Source organism: Phreatobacter sp. GW821-FHT04C01 (assembly GCF_059420385.1).
This window is the reverse complement of record NZ_JBWKTP010000004.1, coordinates 15715-31247: the sequence shown is the minus strand read 5'-3', so window position 1 is coordinate 31247 and position 15533 is coordinate 15715. Positions and strand designations below refer to the sequence as shown.

General features: G+C 67.4%; 12 protein-coding genes. 9 read left to right on the top strand and 3 right to left on the bottom strand.

Annotated features, from left to right (window positions below):
- The first annotated feature begins 82 nt into the window (after positions 1-82).
- From AC07WJ_RS16160 to AC07WJ_RS16120, 9 genes are all read left to right on the top strand, one after another.
- Positions 83-739 (top strand): alpha/beta hydrolase, encoded by a 657-nt coding sequence (locus AC07WJ_RS16160; protein ID WP_494935640.1) that lies wholly within the window; start codon positions 83-85, stop codon positions 737-739.
- A gap of 44 nt (positions 740-783) precedes the next feature.
- On the top strand, positions 784-1734 hold the full coding sequence (locus tag AC07WJ_RS16155) for an aspartate carbamoyltransferase catalytic subunit (protein WP_494935639.1): 951 nt from the start codon (positions 784-786) through the stop codon (positions 1732-1734).
- A 4-nt stretch (positions 1735-1738) separates the two neighbouring features.
- Positions 1739-3037, top strand: a complete 1299-nt coding sequence (locus tag AC07WJ_RS16150) for a dihydroorotase (RefSeq protein WP_494935638.1) — start codon at positions 1739-1741, stop codon at positions 3035-3037.
- 243 nt (positions 3038-3280) lie between these two features.
- The gene (gene plsY / locus AC07WJ_RS16145) at positions 3281-3940 is read left to right on the top strand and encodes a glycerol-3-phosphate 1-O-acyltransferase PlsY (protein WP_494935637.1); all 660 of its coding nucleotides are present in this window, start codon (positions 3281-3283) and stop codon (positions 3938-3940) included.
- A complete protein-coding gene (dprA, locus tag AC07WJ_RS16140) occupies positions 3937-5049 on the top strand; it encodes a DNA-processing protein DprA (protein ID WP_494935636.1) in 1113 nt (370 codons plus the stop codon). The genes plsY and dprA overlap by 4 nt, the downstream gene beginning before the upstream one ends.
- Before the next feature lie 259 nt (positions 5050-5308).
- A complete protein-coding gene (topA, locus tag AC07WJ_RS16135) occupies positions 5309-8047 on the top strand; it encodes a type I DNA topoisomerase (RefSeq protein WP_494935635.1) in 2739 nt (912 codons plus the stop codon).
- Positions 8048-8152: 105 nt separating this feature from the next.
- Positions 8153-10471 (top strand): ribonuclease R, encoded by a 2319-nt coding sequence (gene rnr, locus AC07WJ_RS16130; RefSeq protein WP_494935634.1) that lies wholly within the window; start codon positions 8153-8155, stop codon positions 10469-10471.
- A complete protein-coding gene (locus tag AC07WJ_RS16125) occupies positions 10468-10908 on the top strand; it encodes a DUF983 domain-containing protein (protein ID WP_494935633.1) in 441 nt (146 codons plus the stop codon). Before rnr ends, AC07WJ_RS16125 begins: the two co-directional genes overlap by 4 nt.
- Before the next feature lie 2 nt (positions 10909-10910).
- Positions 10911-11669, top strand: a complete 759-nt coding sequence (locus AC07WJ_RS16120) for an NUDIX hydrolase (RefSeq protein WP_494935632.1) — start codon at positions 10911-10913, stop codon at positions 11667-11669.
- Positions 11670-11929: 260 nt separating this feature from the next.
- Here AC07WJ_RS16120 and AC07WJ_RS16115 read toward each other — a convergent pair whose 3' ends face one another.
- The 3 genes from AC07WJ_RS16115 to AC07WJ_RS16105 form a co-directional block, all read right to left on the bottom strand.
- Complete coding sequence (locus tag AC07WJ_RS16115) at positions 11930-12934, bottom strand: amidohydrolase family protein (protein WP_494935631.1); 1005 nt, start codon at positions 12932-12934, stop codon at positions 11930-11932.
- Positions 12931-14358 carry an aldehyde dehydrogenase family protein gene (locus AC07WJ_RS16110; RefSeq protein ID WP_494935630.1) on the bottom strand — a complete coding sequence of 476 codons (1428 nt, stop codon included), beginning with the start codon at positions 14356-14358 and terminating at the stop codon, positions 12931-12933. The genes AC07WJ_RS16115 and AC07WJ_RS16110 overlap by 4 nt, the downstream gene beginning before the upstream one ends.
- 130 nt (positions 14359-14488) lie before the next feature.
- Positions 14489-15520: a membrane dipeptidase gene (locus tag AC07WJ_RS16105; RefSeq protein ID WP_494935629.1), complete on the bottom strand. Its 1032-nt coding sequence runs from the start codon at positions 15518-15520 to the stop codon at positions 14489-14491.
- Positions 15521-15533: the final 13 nt, after the last annotated feature.

Here is a 15533-nt window from a genome sequence, read left to right as displayed (position 1 = left end):
GCCCTGTCAAGGATGGGCACCCATCGCAGGCATGATCGGAATGGTCGATGCCGCGACATCGCTGTGCTGACGAGGTTCTTATATGCCTGAGGTGATCTTCAACGGTCCGGCTGGTCGGATCGAGGGCCGCTATCATCCGGCCAAGGTCCGCAACGCGCCGATCGGCATCATCCTGCACCCGCACCCGCAATTCGGCGGGACGATGAACAACCCGATCGTCTACAACCTCTATTATCAGTTCGTGAATCGTGGCTTTTCGGTGCTGCGCTTCAATTTCCGCGGCGTCGGCCGCAGCCAGGGCAATTTCGACCATGGCGTCGGTGAATTGTCGGATGCGGCTTCCGCGCTCGACTATGCCCAGGCGATCAACCCGGAAGCCCGCACCTGCTGGATCGCCGGCGTCTCGTTCGGCGCCTGGATCGGCATGCAGCTCCTGATGCGCCGTCCCGAGGTGGAAGGCTTCCTGTCGGTCGCCCCGCCGGCCAATCTCTACGACTTCTCGTTCCTCGCCCCCTGCCCGTCCTCCGGCCTGATCGTCCACGGCGACAAGGACGCGGTGGCGCCGCTCACCTCCGTGCAGGGCCTGGTCGAGAAGCTGAAGACCCAGAAGGGCATCATCATCGAGCAGCAGGTGGTGGCCGGCGCCAACCACTTCTTCGAGGGCAAGGTGGACGAGCTGATGGGCATCGTCGGCACCTATCTCGACAAGCGCCTGGGGAAACGCGACGCGGCCGAGTAATCGGCCTTGAACTGACCGGCGACTCCGTTTAAGCGCCAGGGCTTATGACCAATACGCCCTCGTCCTTCGTGCTGAACCGCCGGCACTTGCTCGGGATCGACGGCCTTTCCGCTTCAGAGATCACCGGCCTGCTCGATCTGGCCGAAGAGTTCGTCACCCTCAACCGCCAGGTCGAGAAGAAGCGAACCTCTCTGCGCGGGCGGACCCAGATCAATCTGTTCTTCGAGAACTCGACGCGGACGCAATCGTCCTTCGAGCTCGCCGGCAAGCGCCTGGGCGCCGACGTGATGAACATGTCGGTGGCGCAGAGCTCGATCAAGAAGGGCGAGACCCTGATCGACACGGCATTGACGCTCAATGCCATGCATCCCGACATCCTGATCATGCGCCATGCCGCCTCCGGCGCGGTCGAGCTTCTGTCCAAGAAAGTCGACTGCTCGGTGGTCAATGCCGGCGACGGCACCCATGAGCACCCGACCCAGGCGCTGCTCGACGCCTTGACCATCCGCCGCAACAAGGGCCGGATCGAGCGGCTGACGGTAGCGATCTGCGGCGACATCCTGCATTCGCGGGTCGCCCGCTCCAACATCATCCTGCTCAACCAGATGCAGGCGCGGGTGCGCGCCATCGGCCCCTCGACCTTGCTGCCGGCCTCGGCCGAACGGCTCGGCGTCGAGGTCTATCGCGACATGAAGGAAGGCCTGAAGGACGTCGACATCGTCATGATGTTGCGCCTGCAGCGCGAGCGCATGAACGGCTCCTTCGTGCCCTCGGTGCAGGAATACTTCCACTTCTTCGGGCTCGACGAGACCAAGCTGCGTTATGCCAAGCCGGACGCGCTGGTGATGCATCCGGGCCCGATGAACCGTGGCGTGGAAATCTCCACCTCGGTCGCCGACGGCGCGCAGTCGCTGATCCGCGAGCAGGTCGAAATGGGCGTGGCGGTCCGCATGGCCGTGCTCGAAGCGCTCGCGCGCAACCTGCCGAACGCGTGACGCCATGGCCCAGACCGATCCCCGCCCCTTGCTCCTCGCCAACGCCCGGCTGATCGACCCCTCGACCGGCTCCGACGTGCCCGGCGGCCTGTTCGTCGAGAACGGCGTCATCCGCGACCATGGCCCGGCGCTCGATGCCTCGGCCGTGCCCGAGGGCACCGAGATCGTCGATTGCGGCGGCGCCGTCGTCGCCCCGGGTCTGGTCGACATCCGGTGTTTCGTCGGCGAACCCGGCTACGAATACCGCGAGACGCTGGCCTCGGCCTCGCGGGCCGCGGCGGCCGGCGGCGTCACCACCATCGTCTGCCAGCCTTCGACCGAACCGGTGATGGACGATCCGGCCATTGTCGACTTCCTGCTGCGCCGCGCCCGCGACACCGGCATTGTCCGCGTCCATCCGATGGCGGCGATCACCAAGAAGCTCGCCGGCCGCGAGATGACCGAATTCGGCCTGCTGCAGGAGGCTGGCGCCGTCGCCTTCACCGATGGCGCTCGCTCGGTCACCGACGCCCTGGTGATGCGCCGGGCCATGACCTATGCGCGCGATTTCGACGCGCTGATCGTGCACCATACCGAAGACCCCGACCTGATCGGCGAAGGCGTGATGAACGAGGGCGAATTCGCCTCGCGCCTCGGCCTCGGCGGCATTCCGGTCGAAGCCGAAACCATCATGCTCGAGCGCGACATGCGCCTGGTGAAGCTGACCGGCGTGCGCTACCACGCTGCTTCCATTACCTGCCGCGACAGCCTGGCGATCATTGCCCGCGCCAAGAACGAGGGCCTGCCGGTCACCGCCGCGGTCACCGTCAACCATCTGACGCTGAACGAAAACGACATCGGCAGCTATCGCACCTTCTGCAAGCTGACGCCGCCCTTGCGCACCGAGGACGACCGGCTGGCGCTCGCCGATGCGGTCGCCGACGGCCTGATCGACGTGGTGGTGTCCGACCACGATCCCCACGACGTCGAGACCAAGCGCCTGCCCTTCGCCGAGGCCGAGCCCGGCGCGGTCGGCGTCGAGACCATGCTGCCGGCGGCGCTGCGCCTGGTCCATTCCGGCCTGGTGCCGCTCGCCACCTTGCTGAAGGCGCTCTCGACCACGCCGGCGAAACTGCTCCGGCTGCCCGGCGGCACGCTCGCCCGCGGCGCGCCGGCCGACCTCGTCGTCATCGATATCGACGAGCCCTGGGTGCTCGATCGCGACACGCTCAAGTCGAAATGCAAGAACTCGCCTTTCGACGAGGCCCGCCTGACCGGCCGGGCGATCAGGACCCTGGTGGCCGGACGCACCGTCCACGGTTAGTGCGGCGCCTCTGCACCCGGCCGACCCGGCCACGTTCCTCCAAGGACAATTTTCGTCTTGCCAGGGCTTGTCCCGGGCATCCACGACTTGCGCCAGCGTGGGGTTGCAGAAAGGCTCTTGCCCGGACCTCTTCCTCCTATCCACGGCGGGCCTTGCCCCCGACGCAAATTCTCTCCGGCGGAATGCTTCAATCCGGGCGAGAAACCCTCTAGCGTCGGTGGCATCAGTCAGGTGCCTCGCCTCATGTTCGATCTGTCGCCCGCCGCTCTCCTCGCAGCCCTCGCCTTCGGTTATCTGCTCGGCTCGATCCCCTTCGGGCTGCTTCTGACCCGTTCCGCCGGCATGGGCGATATCCGGGCCATCGGCTCGGGCAATATCGGCGCCACCAATGTGCTGCGCACCGGCAACAAGAAGCTCGCCGCGGCGACCTTGCTGCTCGACGCACTGAAGGCGACCGCCGCGGTGCTGATCGCCGGCCGCTTCGGCCCGGAAGCGGCGCTTGCCGGCGGCATCGGCGCCTTTCTCGGCCATATCTTCCCGGTCTGGCTCGGCTTCAAAGGCGGCAAGGGCGTCGCGACCTTTCTCGGCCTGCTGCTCGGCCTCTACTGGCCGGCCTTCCTGGTCTTCGCCCTGGTCTGGCTCGCCATGGCCTATGCCTTCCGCTACTCGTCGCTGGCCGCCCTGGTCGCCAGCCTGGTCGCGCCGGTCTTCATGATCGTGCTGGCCAAATGGCCGGCCCTGCAATCGGTCCTGCCCTCGCCTTTCGGCTCAGCTCTGCAGATCGGCGTGTCGACCCTCGTGGTCACGGCCGTGATCTGGGCCAAGCACCACGAGAACATCGCCAAGCTCCTCGCCGGAACCGAGAGCCGCATCGGCGAGAAGAGCGCCGCGAAGGCTCCATGACCGCGGCACCGCGCCTGAGCCTGAGCGATGCGGAACGGCTGGACTGGCTCCGCCTCGCCCGCTCGGACAATGTCGGCCCGCGCACCTTCCGCGACCTGATCAATCTCTATGGCGGCGCCTCGGCCGCCCTCGATGCCCTGCCCGGCCTGACGCGCCGCGGCGGCGGCCGCGACATCCGCATCGCCAGCCGGCAGGACGCCGAGCGCGAAATGGCCGTCGCCACCCGCCACGGCGTGCGCATGGTGGCGCTGGGCGAAGCCGATTATCCCGAGCTGCTGCGCGAAATCGCCGCGCCGCCGCCGATTATCGGCATCCAGGGCCACGCCGGATGCCTGGGGCAGCCGATGGTCGGCCTGGTCGGCTCGCGCAACGCCTCGGCCGCCGGCCTGAAAATGGCCGGCCTGCTGGCGCGCGGCATCGGCCTTGCGGGCTTCACCACCGTCTCGGGCCTGGCGCGCGGTATCGATACGGCGGTGCATCAGGCCTCGCTTGCCAGCGGCACCGTCGCCGTGCTCGCCGGTGGCCATGACCGCATCTATCCTCCGGAGAACCAGCCGCTCATCGCCCGCATCCTGGAAACCGGCTGCGCGATCAGCGAAATGCCGATGGGCCACGAACCGCGCGCCAAGGACTTCCCGCGCCGCAACCGGCTGATCGCCGGCCTGTCGCTCGGCGTCGTCGTGGTCGAGGCGGCCGAACGCTCGGGTTCGCTCATCACCGCGCGCCTGGCGCTCGAGGAAAACCGCGAGGTCTTCGCCGTGCCCGGATCGCCGCTCGATCCGCGCGCCGCCGGCACCAACCGCCTGCTGAAGGACGGCGCGGTGCTGGTGACCGAGCTCGACGACGTCGAGAGCGTGCTCCGCCCCTTGACGACGCGCCATCAGCGGGCCCTGCGGGCCGAGGAAGACGAACGCCCGATGCCGCCGGCCGATCCCGGCGAGGCCGAGCGCGACCGGGTCGTCGCCCTGCTCGGTCCGGTGCCGGTCTCCGTCGACGACGTCATCCGGCTGTCGGGGCTCGGCGTCGCCGCCGTTCGCATCATCCTGCTCGAACTGGAACTGGCCGGGCGGCTGATCCGCGACTCCGGCGGCCGCATCGCGCTGGCCTGAAGGGCCTGGGCTTTAGTCCTCGGCCCCTGCGCCTCTTTGTGCAACCGGAGTGCATCTGGTCTCTTATCATCCCGGATCAAAGGACGACCGCGCTTCGTGCAGGGTATTCCGGCTCAGTCCAAGTCGGCCGCCCTGCTAGGTGAAAGCACCACCAGTCACTTCTGCCATTTGACTTGATGCGGCCTTGTCCCCATGTTCCGCCCGGTTTGCGGCACCGCATCATCGGAGCCGCCACGGCAAAGGACGCAATCGATTGGGCGTGAACGTGGTCATCGTCGAATCGCCTGCCAAGGCGAAGACGATCAATAAATATCTCGGCTCGAACTACGAGGTCATCGCCTCGTTCGGCCACGTGCGCGATCTGCCGCCCAAGGACGGGTCGGTGAACCCCGACGACGATTTCGCCATGATCTGGGAAGCCGACGGGCGCGGCGCCAAACGCATCTCCGAGATCGTCAAGGTCGTGAAGGGCGCCGACAAGCTGATCCTGGCGACCGACCCTGATCGCGAAGGCGAGGCCATTTCCTGGCACCTCCTGGAAGCGCTGCGTGAAAAGCGCGTGCTCAAGGACATGCCGGTCGAACGGGTGACCTTCAACGCCATCACCAAGCAGGCCGTGCTGGAGGCAATGGCCAATCCACGCGCGATCGACGTGGACCTGGTCGAGGCCTATCTCGCCCGCCGGGCGCTGGACTATCTGGTCGGCTTCAATCTCTCGCCGGTGCTCTGGCGCAAGCTGCCGGGCGCCCGCTCGGCAGGCCGCGTCCAGTCGGTGGCCTTGCGGCTCGTCTGCGAGCGCGAGTCCGAAATCGAACGCTTCGTGAAGAAGGAATATTGGTCGCTGGTGGCGACGCTGGCGACGCCGCGCGCCGAGAATTTCGAGGCGCGTCTGGTCGGCGCCGACGGCAAGAAGATCCAAAGGCTCGATGTCGGCACCGAGGCCGAGGCGCGCGCCTTCGAAAAGGCCCTGCACGAAGCCCATTTCGCCGTGGCCGGCGTCGAGGCCAAACCCGCCAGGCGTCACCCCTTCCCGCCCTTCACCACCTCGACCCTGCAGCAGGAGGCGAGCCGCAAGTTCGGCTTCGCGCCGAACCGCACCATGCAGGTGGCCCAGCGCCTCTATGAAGGTGTCGATATCGGCGGCGAGACCGTTGGTCTCATCACCTATATGCGAACCGACGGCGTCGACGTGGCGCCCGAGGCGATCACCGAGATCCGCGGCCTGATCGGCAAGGATTTCGGCCCGCGCTACGTGCCCGGCGCACCGCGCAAATACACCTCCAAGGTGAAGAACGCCCAGGAAGCCCACGAGGCGATCCGGCCGACCGACGCGCGCCGTCACCCCAAGGACGTCGCCCGCTATCTCGAAGCCGAGCAGGCCAAGCTCTACGAGCTGATCTGGAAGCGCACCGTCGCTTCGCAAATGGAGAGCGCCGAACTCGAGCGCACCACCGTCGACGTGGTCGCCACCGTCGGCGGCCTCGGCTCGGCGCTCGGCCGCAAGCTCGAGCTGCGCGCCACCGGCCAGGTGGTCAAGTTCGACGGCTTCCTGACGCTTTATACCGAGGACCGCGACGACGACGGCGACGACGAGGACGGCAAGCGCCTGCCGGCCATGACGGTCGGCGAGAAGGTCACCAAGCAGGCCATCGCCACCACCCAGCACTTCACCGAGCCGCCGCCGCGCTATTCGGAAGCCAGCCTGGTCAAGCGCATGGAAGAGCTCGGCATCGGCCGGCCGTCGACCTATGCCGCCACCCTGCAGACGCTGCAGGACCGCGAATATGTGAAGATCGAGAAGAAGCGCCTGGTGCCCGAGGACAAGGGCCGGCTGGTCACCGCCTTCCTGGAGAACTTCTTCAACCGCTATGTCGAATATGGCTTCACCGCCGCGCTGGAGGAGAAGCTCGATCTCGTCTCCAACCACGAGCTCGACTGGAAGGCGCTGCTGCGCGACTTCTGGAAAGACTTCCACGCCGCCATCGACAGCACCAAGGAACTGCGTGTCACCGACGTCCTGTCGGCGCTCAACGACAGCCTTGGGCCGCATATCTTCCCGGACAAGGGCGACGGCTCCAATCCGCGCCTCTGTCCGACCTGCGGCAACGGCACGCTGTCGCTGAAGCTCGGCAAGTTCGGCGCCTTCATCGGCTGCTCGAACTATCCCGAATGCCGCTTCACCCGGCAATTGTCGGCGCCCTCGGCGGACGCCGTCGGCGACGGCCCGGCCGACGCCTCGCCCGACGGCACCCGCCGCCTCGGCGAGGATCCGGTCAGCGGGCTCGAGGTGACGGTTCGTGACGGCCGCTTCGGCCCCTATATCCAGCTCGGCGAGGGTGAAAAACCCAAGCGCTCGTCGCTGCCCAAGGGCATGACGCCCGCCACCCTCGATCTCGTGCTGGCGCTCGCCTTGCTGGCCTTGCCGAAGGAAGTGGCCGTCCATCCCGAGAGCGGCAAGCCGATCCTGGTCGGCCTCGGCCGTTACGGCCCCTATGTCCAGCACGACCGGACCTATGCCAACCTGGAGAAGGACGACGATCTCCTGGCGATCGGCGCCAACCGGGCGATCGACCTGATCGTCGCCAAGGAAAGCGGCGGCGGCAAGGGCCGCTTCGGCCGCGCCGCGGCGGCGCCCGGCCGCGAGCTCGGCGAACATCCCACGCTCGGCGGGCCGATGACCGTCATGGCCGGCCGCTACGGCCCCTATGTCAAGCATGGCTCGGTCAACGCCACCTTGCCGAAGGGCAAGAGCCCGGAGGCGCTGACCATCGAGGAAGCGGTTCAGTTGATCGCGGCCCGTGCGGAAGCCGGTGGCGCGTCGAAGAAGCCGTTCAAGCGTGGCAAGGCCGCCGCCAATGGCGAGGCCAAATCGGAAACAAAGACCAAGCCCGCAGCCAAGGCCAAAACGGCGGCCAAGGCGAAGGGCGGCGCGGCCAAAGCCGAACCCAAGGCCAAGGCGGCCCCGAAAGCCAAGGCGGCGAAGGCCGCCAAGGCATGAGCCGACGGCCGGCCAGCACCGGCGCGGATCGTCGTTTCGCCGAATCCGCCAATAGGTTAGCGTCGAGGGGCCGTCGCTCCTCGCCGCCGCCAGGAACTGAGATCATTGCCCCGTAAGCCGAAGACCGAACACCTCTCCCGCCTGCCCAGCCGCGAAGAGGTGCTCGCCTTCATCGCGACGCAGACCGGCCATATCGGCAAACGCGAGGTCGCCCGTCATTTCGGCCTGCACGGCGCCGACAAGGTCGCGCTGAAGCACCTGCTCAAGGACATTGTCGGCGAAGGCCTGGTCACCAAGGGCCGTGGCAAGCTGCACAAGCCCGGCGCGCTGCCCAACGTCCTGGTCGTCGACGTGACCACCCGCGACGCCGAGGGCGACCTGGTCGGCAGCCCTGCCGAATGGGACGAGGCCGAGCACGGCCCTGCCCCCGACATCGTCATCGCCGTGCCGCGCAAGGCCCGTCCGGGCGACCCGGTGCCGGGTCTCGGCGACCGGGTGCTGGTGCGCATCGCCGATGGCGGCGCGCCGAGCGACGATCCCAGGCCCGTCGCCCGGGTCATGAAGATCCTCGATCGCGGCCGGGCCCGGCTGATCGGCGTGTTCCGCGCGGTTCCCGGCCATGGCGGGCGGCTCATGCCGGTCGACAAGAAGAATCTCGGCCGGGAGCTGCATATTCCCGAGGAGGCCATGGGCGAAGCCCGCGACGGCGACCTGGTCGCCGTCGACGTCGTCAGGAATTCGCGCTTCGGCGCGCCGGTCGCCAAGGTGCGCGAGCGGCTCGGCAATCTGAACAGTGAGAAGGCGATCTCGCAGATCGCCATCGAGGTCCACGGCATTCCCTACGTCTTCCGGGCCGATACCCTGGCCGAGGCCGAGCGGGCGCAACCGGTGACGCCCGCTGGCCGCGAGGACTGGCGCGAATTGCCCCTGGTCACCATCGACCCGGCGGATGCCAAGGACCATGACGACGCGGTTCACGCCGAACCGGACCCCTCGCCCGACAATGCCGGCGGCTTCATCGTGACCATCGCGATCGCCGATGTCGCGGCCTATGTGCGGCCGGGATCGGCGCTCGACCGCGAGGCGGCGATCCGCGGCAATTCGGTCTATTTCCCCGACCGGGTGGTGCCCATGCTGCCCGAGCGCATTTCCAACGACCTGTGTTCGCTGCGGCCGCGTGAGGACCGCCCGGCCATGGCCTGCCGGGTGATCATCCGCGCCGACGGCCGGCGCAAGTCGCACGCGTTCCACCGCATCCTGATGCGCTCGGCCGCCAAGCTCAGCTACGCCCAGGCCCAGGCAGCGGTCGACGGCCATCCGGACGAGACGACCGAAACCATTGTCGAGCCGATCCTGAAACCGCTCTGGGAGGCTTATGCCGCCCTGAAACGGGCGCGCGACGATCGCGAGCCGCTCGACCTCGACCTGCCCGAGCGCAAGATCCTGCTGAAGGCCGACGGCACGGTCGACCGGGTCGTGGTGCCGGCGCGGCTCGACGCCCACCGGCTGATCGAGGAAATGATGATCCTCGCCAATGTCTGCGCCGCCGAGACATTGGAGAAGCATCGCATCCCCTGCATGTACCGGATCCATGACGTGCCGAGCTACGAGAAGCTCTTGGCGCTCAAGGAGTTCCTCCAGACGCTGGACATCTCCCTGCCCAAGGCGGCGCTGCTGCGGCCGTCCAATTTCAACCAGATCCTGGCGCGCGCCAAAGGCACGGACTCGACCGAGCTGATCAACCAGGTGGTGCTGCGCTCGCAGTCGCAGGCCGAGTATTCACCCGAGAATATCGGCCATTTCGGCCTCAATCTCAGGCGCTACGCCCATTTCACCTCGCCGATCCGCCGTTATGCCGACCTGATCGTGCATCGCGGCCTGGTGCGTGCGCTCGGGCTCGGCGCCGACGGCCTGCCCGATGCCCAGGCCGCCGCGCTCTCCGAGATCGGCGCCGAAATCTCGGCGGCCGAGCGCCGCGCCATGGCCGCCGAACGCGAGACCATCGACCGGCTGATCGCCGCCCATCTCTCCGAGCGCGTCGGCGACATCTTCGGCGCGCGCATTTCCGGCATGACCCGCTCCGGCCTGTTCGTGAAGCTCGACGACACCGGCGCCGACGGCTTCGTGCCGGCCTCCACCATCGGCGGCGATTATTTCCGCTACGAGGAAGGCCAGCAGGCGCTGGTCGGCACGCGCACCGGCGAAACCTACCGGCTCGGTGATCCCGTCACCGTCAAGCTGGTCGAAGCCGCCCCGGTCGCCGGAGCCCTGCGTTTCGAACTGATGAGCGATGGCCGCGCCGGGCTTGCACCCAAGGGATCAGGGGGGCACAACCGGCGCAATGACGGCTTCGGCGATGGCCGGCGCGCGCGTCCGGGCGACAAGCCGGCGAAGCCGTCCTGGAAACGCAAGGGCCGCAGATGACCGTCCAGATCCTGCAGGGTTCGCCCGTCGCCGAGACGACCAGGCCCGTGCGTCACCTGTGGACGGCGCTGAAGCGTGGCGCGCTCTGCCGCTGCCCGAATTGCGGCGAAGGCCGGATGTTTTCGTCCTATCTGAAGGTCGCGCCGCATTGCGACCGCTGCGGCGAGGCGCTTTATCATCACAGGGCCGACGATGCCCCGCCCTACCTGACCATCATGGTCGTGGGTCATATCGTGGTGCCGCTCCTGATGTGGGTCGAGCTGCGCTACGAGCCGGCGCTGTGGATCCATTTCATCCTCTGGCTGCCGCTGACCCTGGCCCTGTGCCTGGGCCTGCTGCCGCCGATCAAGGGCCTGGTGGTGGCGCTGCAATGGGCGCTGCGCATGCACGGCTTCGACCCCGACAGCCCGGAAGCCAAAGAAGAAGCGAGCATCTGACCATGAGCGACCAGGGCACAGCGAATCCAGGCACGGCCCTTGCCGAACGCCTGACCAAGACCGAGCGCGAGCAGCGTTGGGCCAACCAGAAGCCGGTCGACGCGGCCACCCTCATCCTGATCGACCGCAACGGCCCCGAGCCGAAGGTGCTGATGGGCAAGCGCCGGCACGACCTGAAATTCATGCCCGGCAAGTTTGTCTTCCCCGGCGGCCGGCGTGATCCCGACGACCGCAGCATGCCGGTTTTCGGCACGCTCGACAGCCATGCCGAGGAGCGGCTGATGAAGCGGGTCCAGCGTCCGTCGCTGTCGCGCGCCCGCTCGCTGGCGCTGACCGCCATTCGCGAGACCTTCGAGGAAACCGGGCTGATGCTCGGCACCAAGGATGCCGGCGCCCCCGAAGGCGTGCCCAAGGGCTGGGAAGGTTTCGCCGAACACGGCGTGTTTCCCGATCTCGAATCGTTGCAGTTCGTCGCCCGCGCGATCACCCCGCCACGCCGGCCGAAACGGTTCGACACCCGTTTCTTCGCCTGCGATGCCGACCATGTCGCGCACCGGATCGAAGGCGTCGTCGGTCCCCATGCCGAGCTGGTCGAGCTGAAATGGCTGACGCTGAAGGATGCGCTGCACGAGGATCTGCCGACCATCACCACGGTGGTCCTGGAAGAGCTCGGCGATCGCATCGCCAAGGGCTTTTCGCCGCTTCTGCCGGTGCCGTTCTATTTCATGGTGCGCAAGGAATTCCGCCGCGAAGTCCTCTGAAGGGGCGCGGCGAAACCGGTCATCGTGCCGGGCCACCGTCCGGCTCGGAGCGTGGCCGGCGCCCTGCATTTGGCCCAGCCGACATCTATGCCATTCAATTTGAGTGGCGAACCACGGTTCGCCGCTCTTCCGTGTCAGAATCGCCGGAACTTCCGTCGCAGGGAAATCTGAGAGCCTTCGTCATCTGTCGAGACGACGAAGCTTGGTTCGGTGGTCGAGTGCGGTGATCGAGTTCGGTCGTTTTTGCCGCCGATGCCGGCTTAGTCCGGGTCGTCGAGGAGACCGAGCTCCGTCGGATTGTCGATGAAGATGCGCCGGCGCATCCCGGCCTCGACGTCGCCGAGCTGGTGATGCGGATTGGGCAAGCCCATCGAAAACGGCCAATCCGAGCCGAACAGCACGTGATCGTCACCATGAACGGCGGCCGCCAGCGCGAGCGCGTCCCGATCATGGGTGATGCAATCGACGCAGAAGCGCCGGAACGCCCGCCGCGCTCTTTCGGCGCCGGTATCCGCGCCGGGACGGCCGGTGACCTGGCCCCGCTCCAGACGCCCGGCAATGGCACCGGAAGCCCCGCCGCCATGGGCGAGGCAAATGCGCAGGTCCGGGTGCTGTTCCAGCACTCCCGACATGGCGAGATGTGCCGCCGCCAGCGCCGTCTCGACCGGGCTGCCCATGAGGTTGTGCAGATAGAACGGCTCGTAGCGCGGATCGCAGCCCTTGCAGGGATGCAGGAAAAGAAAGGCTTTCTGGGCGTTCAGCACCGACCACAAACGGCCATAGGCGGGGTCGCAAAGGGCAATCTTGTGCTCTTGCGAGCCCGCCGGCATCGCGAAGCGCGGCTTTCCTGATATCGCACGCTCGGCCGCGACGTCGGCGGCGAGCCCGGGATGTTGCACCGGCAGATGATAGAGCGGCGCGAGGCGATCGGGATGACGCGCCGCATAGGCATCGAGCCCGTCATTGGCATAGGCTGTCCAGTCGCGGGCATCCGCCTCACCCAGGTTGAGCCGATAGAGCGGCGGCGGGATCGAGATCCAGGCCCGATCCACCCGGTGCTCGTCCATCCAGGCGACCAGCGCCTCCGGCCGATAGACCGATTTCGCGGCAAGGGTATAGCCGTCGATCGTCATCGCGCCGGCCTCGTCGCTCCAGTCGACGCCGGCCATGCCGGACAGGCGATCGGCGACGACGGGGGCCAGGTGGGCATGGACGTCGAGGGCGATCCGCTCCTCGCCGTCCCCGTCACGCATCGATCCGCTCATGCCGCATATCCCATGATGGCCTTGACCTCCAGGAACTCGTTGAGGCCCCAGGCCCCCCACTCGCGGCCGTTGCCGGACTGCTTGTAGCCGCCGAACGGCGCGCCCCGGTCGATCGGCGGATAGTTGATATGGACATTGCCGGCCCGGATCCGCCGCGCCACGCGGCGCGCACGCGCCAGGTCCGCCCCCTGCACATAGGCCGACAGGCCATAGGGCGTGTCGTTGGCGATGGCGACGGCCTCGTCCTCGCTGCCATAAGGCATGATCACCAGGACCGGCCCGAAGATCTCCTCGCGGGCGATCACCATGTCCGGACGCACATTGCCGAAGATCGTCGGCCGCACGAAATAGCCGCGGTCGAGGCCTTCAGGCCGGCCCGGACCACCGGTGATCAGCGCGGCGCCTTCGGCGATTCCCGTTGCGATCAGGCGCTGGACCTTGTCGAACTGCGTGGCATTGACCAGCGGACCGAGCACCGTGCCCTCCGCATCCGGCAAGCCGACCTTGTAGGTCGCCGCCGCGGCCTTGGCATAGGTGGCGATCTCGTCGTGCCGGTCGGCCGGCACCAGGAGCCGGGTGGCGGCGCTGCAGGACTGGCCGGTATTGCTGAAGCAGCGCGCCACCCCCAGGTCGGTGCACCGCTTGAAGTCCGCGTCGGGCAGGAAAATATTGGGCGACTTGCCGCCGAGCTCCTGCGCCACCCGCTTCACCGTGTCGGCGGCTGCCTTGGCGACCTGCACGCCGGCCCGCGTCGACCCGGTGATCGACACCATGTCGACATCGGGATGGGCGGCAAGCGCTGCTCCGACGCCGGGGCCGTCGCCATTGACCAGGTTGAAGACCCCAGCCGGCACCCCGGCCTCGTCGAAGATTTCCGCCATGATGATCGCGCTCAGGGGCGCGATCTCGCTCGGCTTCAAGACCATCGTACAGCCGGCGGCCAGCGCCGGCGCAACCTTGCAGATGACCTGATTGATCGGCCAGTTCCACGGCGTGATCAGCGCGCAGACACCGATCGGCTCCTTGGTGACCAGGGTTCGCTCGTGCTCCACGTCGAATGGGAAGCTCTCGAGGACGCGGATCATCTCATTGATATGGTTTGGACCGCTGGCCACCTGCGCGCTCTTCGCGAAGGCGAGGGGCGCGCCCATTTCCATCGAGACGATGCGGGCGAGTTCGTCGCGGCGCGCATCGAAACCGGCGAGAATCCGGCGCAGCAGCGCGATGCGGTCGGCGACCGTCGTCCCGGAGAAACCGTCGAAGGCCCGCCGGGCCGCCGCGACGGCACGGTCGACATCGGCGGCGCTGCCGATCGACACCTCCGCGAAGGCGCTTTCGGTGGCCGGGTTGATGACCGCGATCCGCCGCAGTTCGGCCGGTTCGATCCAGCGGCCATCGATATAGAACTGTGTCGCATGTTGCATGGTGAAGGCTCGGGCCTCGGCAATGGAGTTCGGGAGGTGAAACGTCGGGTACGGGCCCGGCCGGGATTCAATGGCGGATCCCCCTGGCCACGGGCGCGGGCCATGCGGCGAACGCCCGGCCGCGACGGCATCAGGACAGGGCCAGCACGGGATCACTCTGTACGAATTCGGTCTTGGCGGGCAGCGCCGACCGCCCCGAAGAAAACACTTCGGAATATAGCCGCAACCAATTGCCGCTGATTATCTTTTCGACTTCGGCGGGCGCGAAGCCGACATCCCGCAATCCGCCTGGCAGCAGACCCAGATGATGGACCTCGGTGAACCAGGACGGCGGCGGCGCCTTGCCCGGCCTGGCCGCCGATGCCGCGCCATAGTCGATGCTGCGGGTCCAGCGCCCCATGCGCATCCAGTCATAGTCGGGCTTGGTGAAATTGTGGCTGCGGTCGGTGCCGACTGCCACGTGATCGATGCCGATGATGTCGACCGTCTTGGCCACCATCTCGCACCAGGCCCTGAGCGAGCTCGAATAATGATCGCCGGTGATGTTGCGATAGGTGGCGCAACCCAGCACGCCGCCACGCGCGGCCAGCGCCTTCAGCACGTCGTCGGTCTTGTTGCGCTTGTGCTGAAACAGGCTGTCGGGATTGGCGTGGGTGACGGCAACCGGCTTTTGCGAACACTCGATGGCGTCCAGCGTCGTCCGGTTGCCGACATGCGAGAGGTCGACCAGGATGCCGGCCCGGTTCATCTCCAGGATGACCTCCCGGCCGAAGCGCGCCAGGCCGGAATCATGGGCCTCGTAGCAGCTGGCGCCCAGTTCATTCTGGTTGTTGTAGGTGAGCTGGATCACCCGCACGCCCAGTTCCGCGAAAAGCTCGACAAAGCGGATGCGGCCTTCGAGCAGGTTGGAATTCTGATAGCCGAGCACGATCGCGGTCCGGCCGGCGGCCGCGATCGCCGTGATCTCGCCGGCCGTCGTCGCAATGGCGACCAGATCAGAATTGGCCGCCACCAGATCGCGCCAGCGGGCCAGCGCATCGAGGGATTCGACGGTTCCCTCCCAGAATCCGCAGGTCACCGTCACGGCGCCGACATCGGCCCGGCGCAGCTCGGCGAACGTCTCGCGGGTGAAATGTCCGCATTGGAGGCCATCGATCAACATGGCTTTGCTCCCT

What these genes read in the sequence shown, in the direction of transcription:
- AC07WJ_RS16160 (WP_494935640.1), top strand. Translation starts at nt 83, where the DNA reads ATGCCTGAGGTGATCTTCAACGGTCCGGCTGGTCGGATCGAGGGCCGC.
- AC07WJ_RS16155 (WP_494935639.1), top strand. Translation starts at nt 784, where the DNA reads ATGACCAATACGCCCTCGTCCTTCGTGCTGAACCGCCGGCACTTGCTC.
- AC07WJ_RS16150 (WP_494935638.1), top strand. Translation starts at nt 1,739, where the DNA reads ATGGCCCAGACCGATCCCCGCCCCTTGCTCCTCGCCAACGCCCGGCTG.
- plsY (WP_494935637.1), top strand. Translation starts at nt 3,281, where the DNA reads ATGTTCGATCTGTCGCCCGCCGCTCTCCTCGCAGCCCTCGCCTTCGGT.
- dprA (WP_494935636.1), top strand. Translation starts at nt 3,937, where the DNA reads ATGACCGCGGCACCGCGCCTGAGCCTGAGCGATGCGGAACGGCTGGAC.
- AC07WJ_RS16125 (WP_494935633.1), top strand. Translation starts at nt 10,468, where the DNA reads ATGACCGTCCAGATCCTGCAGGGTTCGCCCGTCGCCGAGACGACCAGG.
- AC07WJ_RS16120 (WP_494935632.1), top strand. Translation starts at nt 10,911, where the DNA reads ATGAGCGACCAGGGCACAGCGAATCCAGGCACGGCCCTTGCCGAACGC.
- AC07WJ_RS16115 (WP_494935631.1), bottom strand. Translation starts at nt 12,934, where the DNA reads ATGAGCGGATCGATGCGTGACGGGGACGGCGAGGAGCGGATCGCCCTC.
- AC07WJ_RS16110 (WP_494935630.1), bottom strand. Translation starts at nt 14,358, where the DNA reads ATGCAACATGCGACACAGTTCTATATCGATGGCCGCTGGATCGAACCG.
- AC07WJ_RS16105 (WP_494935629.1), bottom strand. Translation starts at nt 15,520, where the DNA reads ATGTTGATCGATGGCCTCCAATGCGGACATTTCACCCGCGAGACGTTC.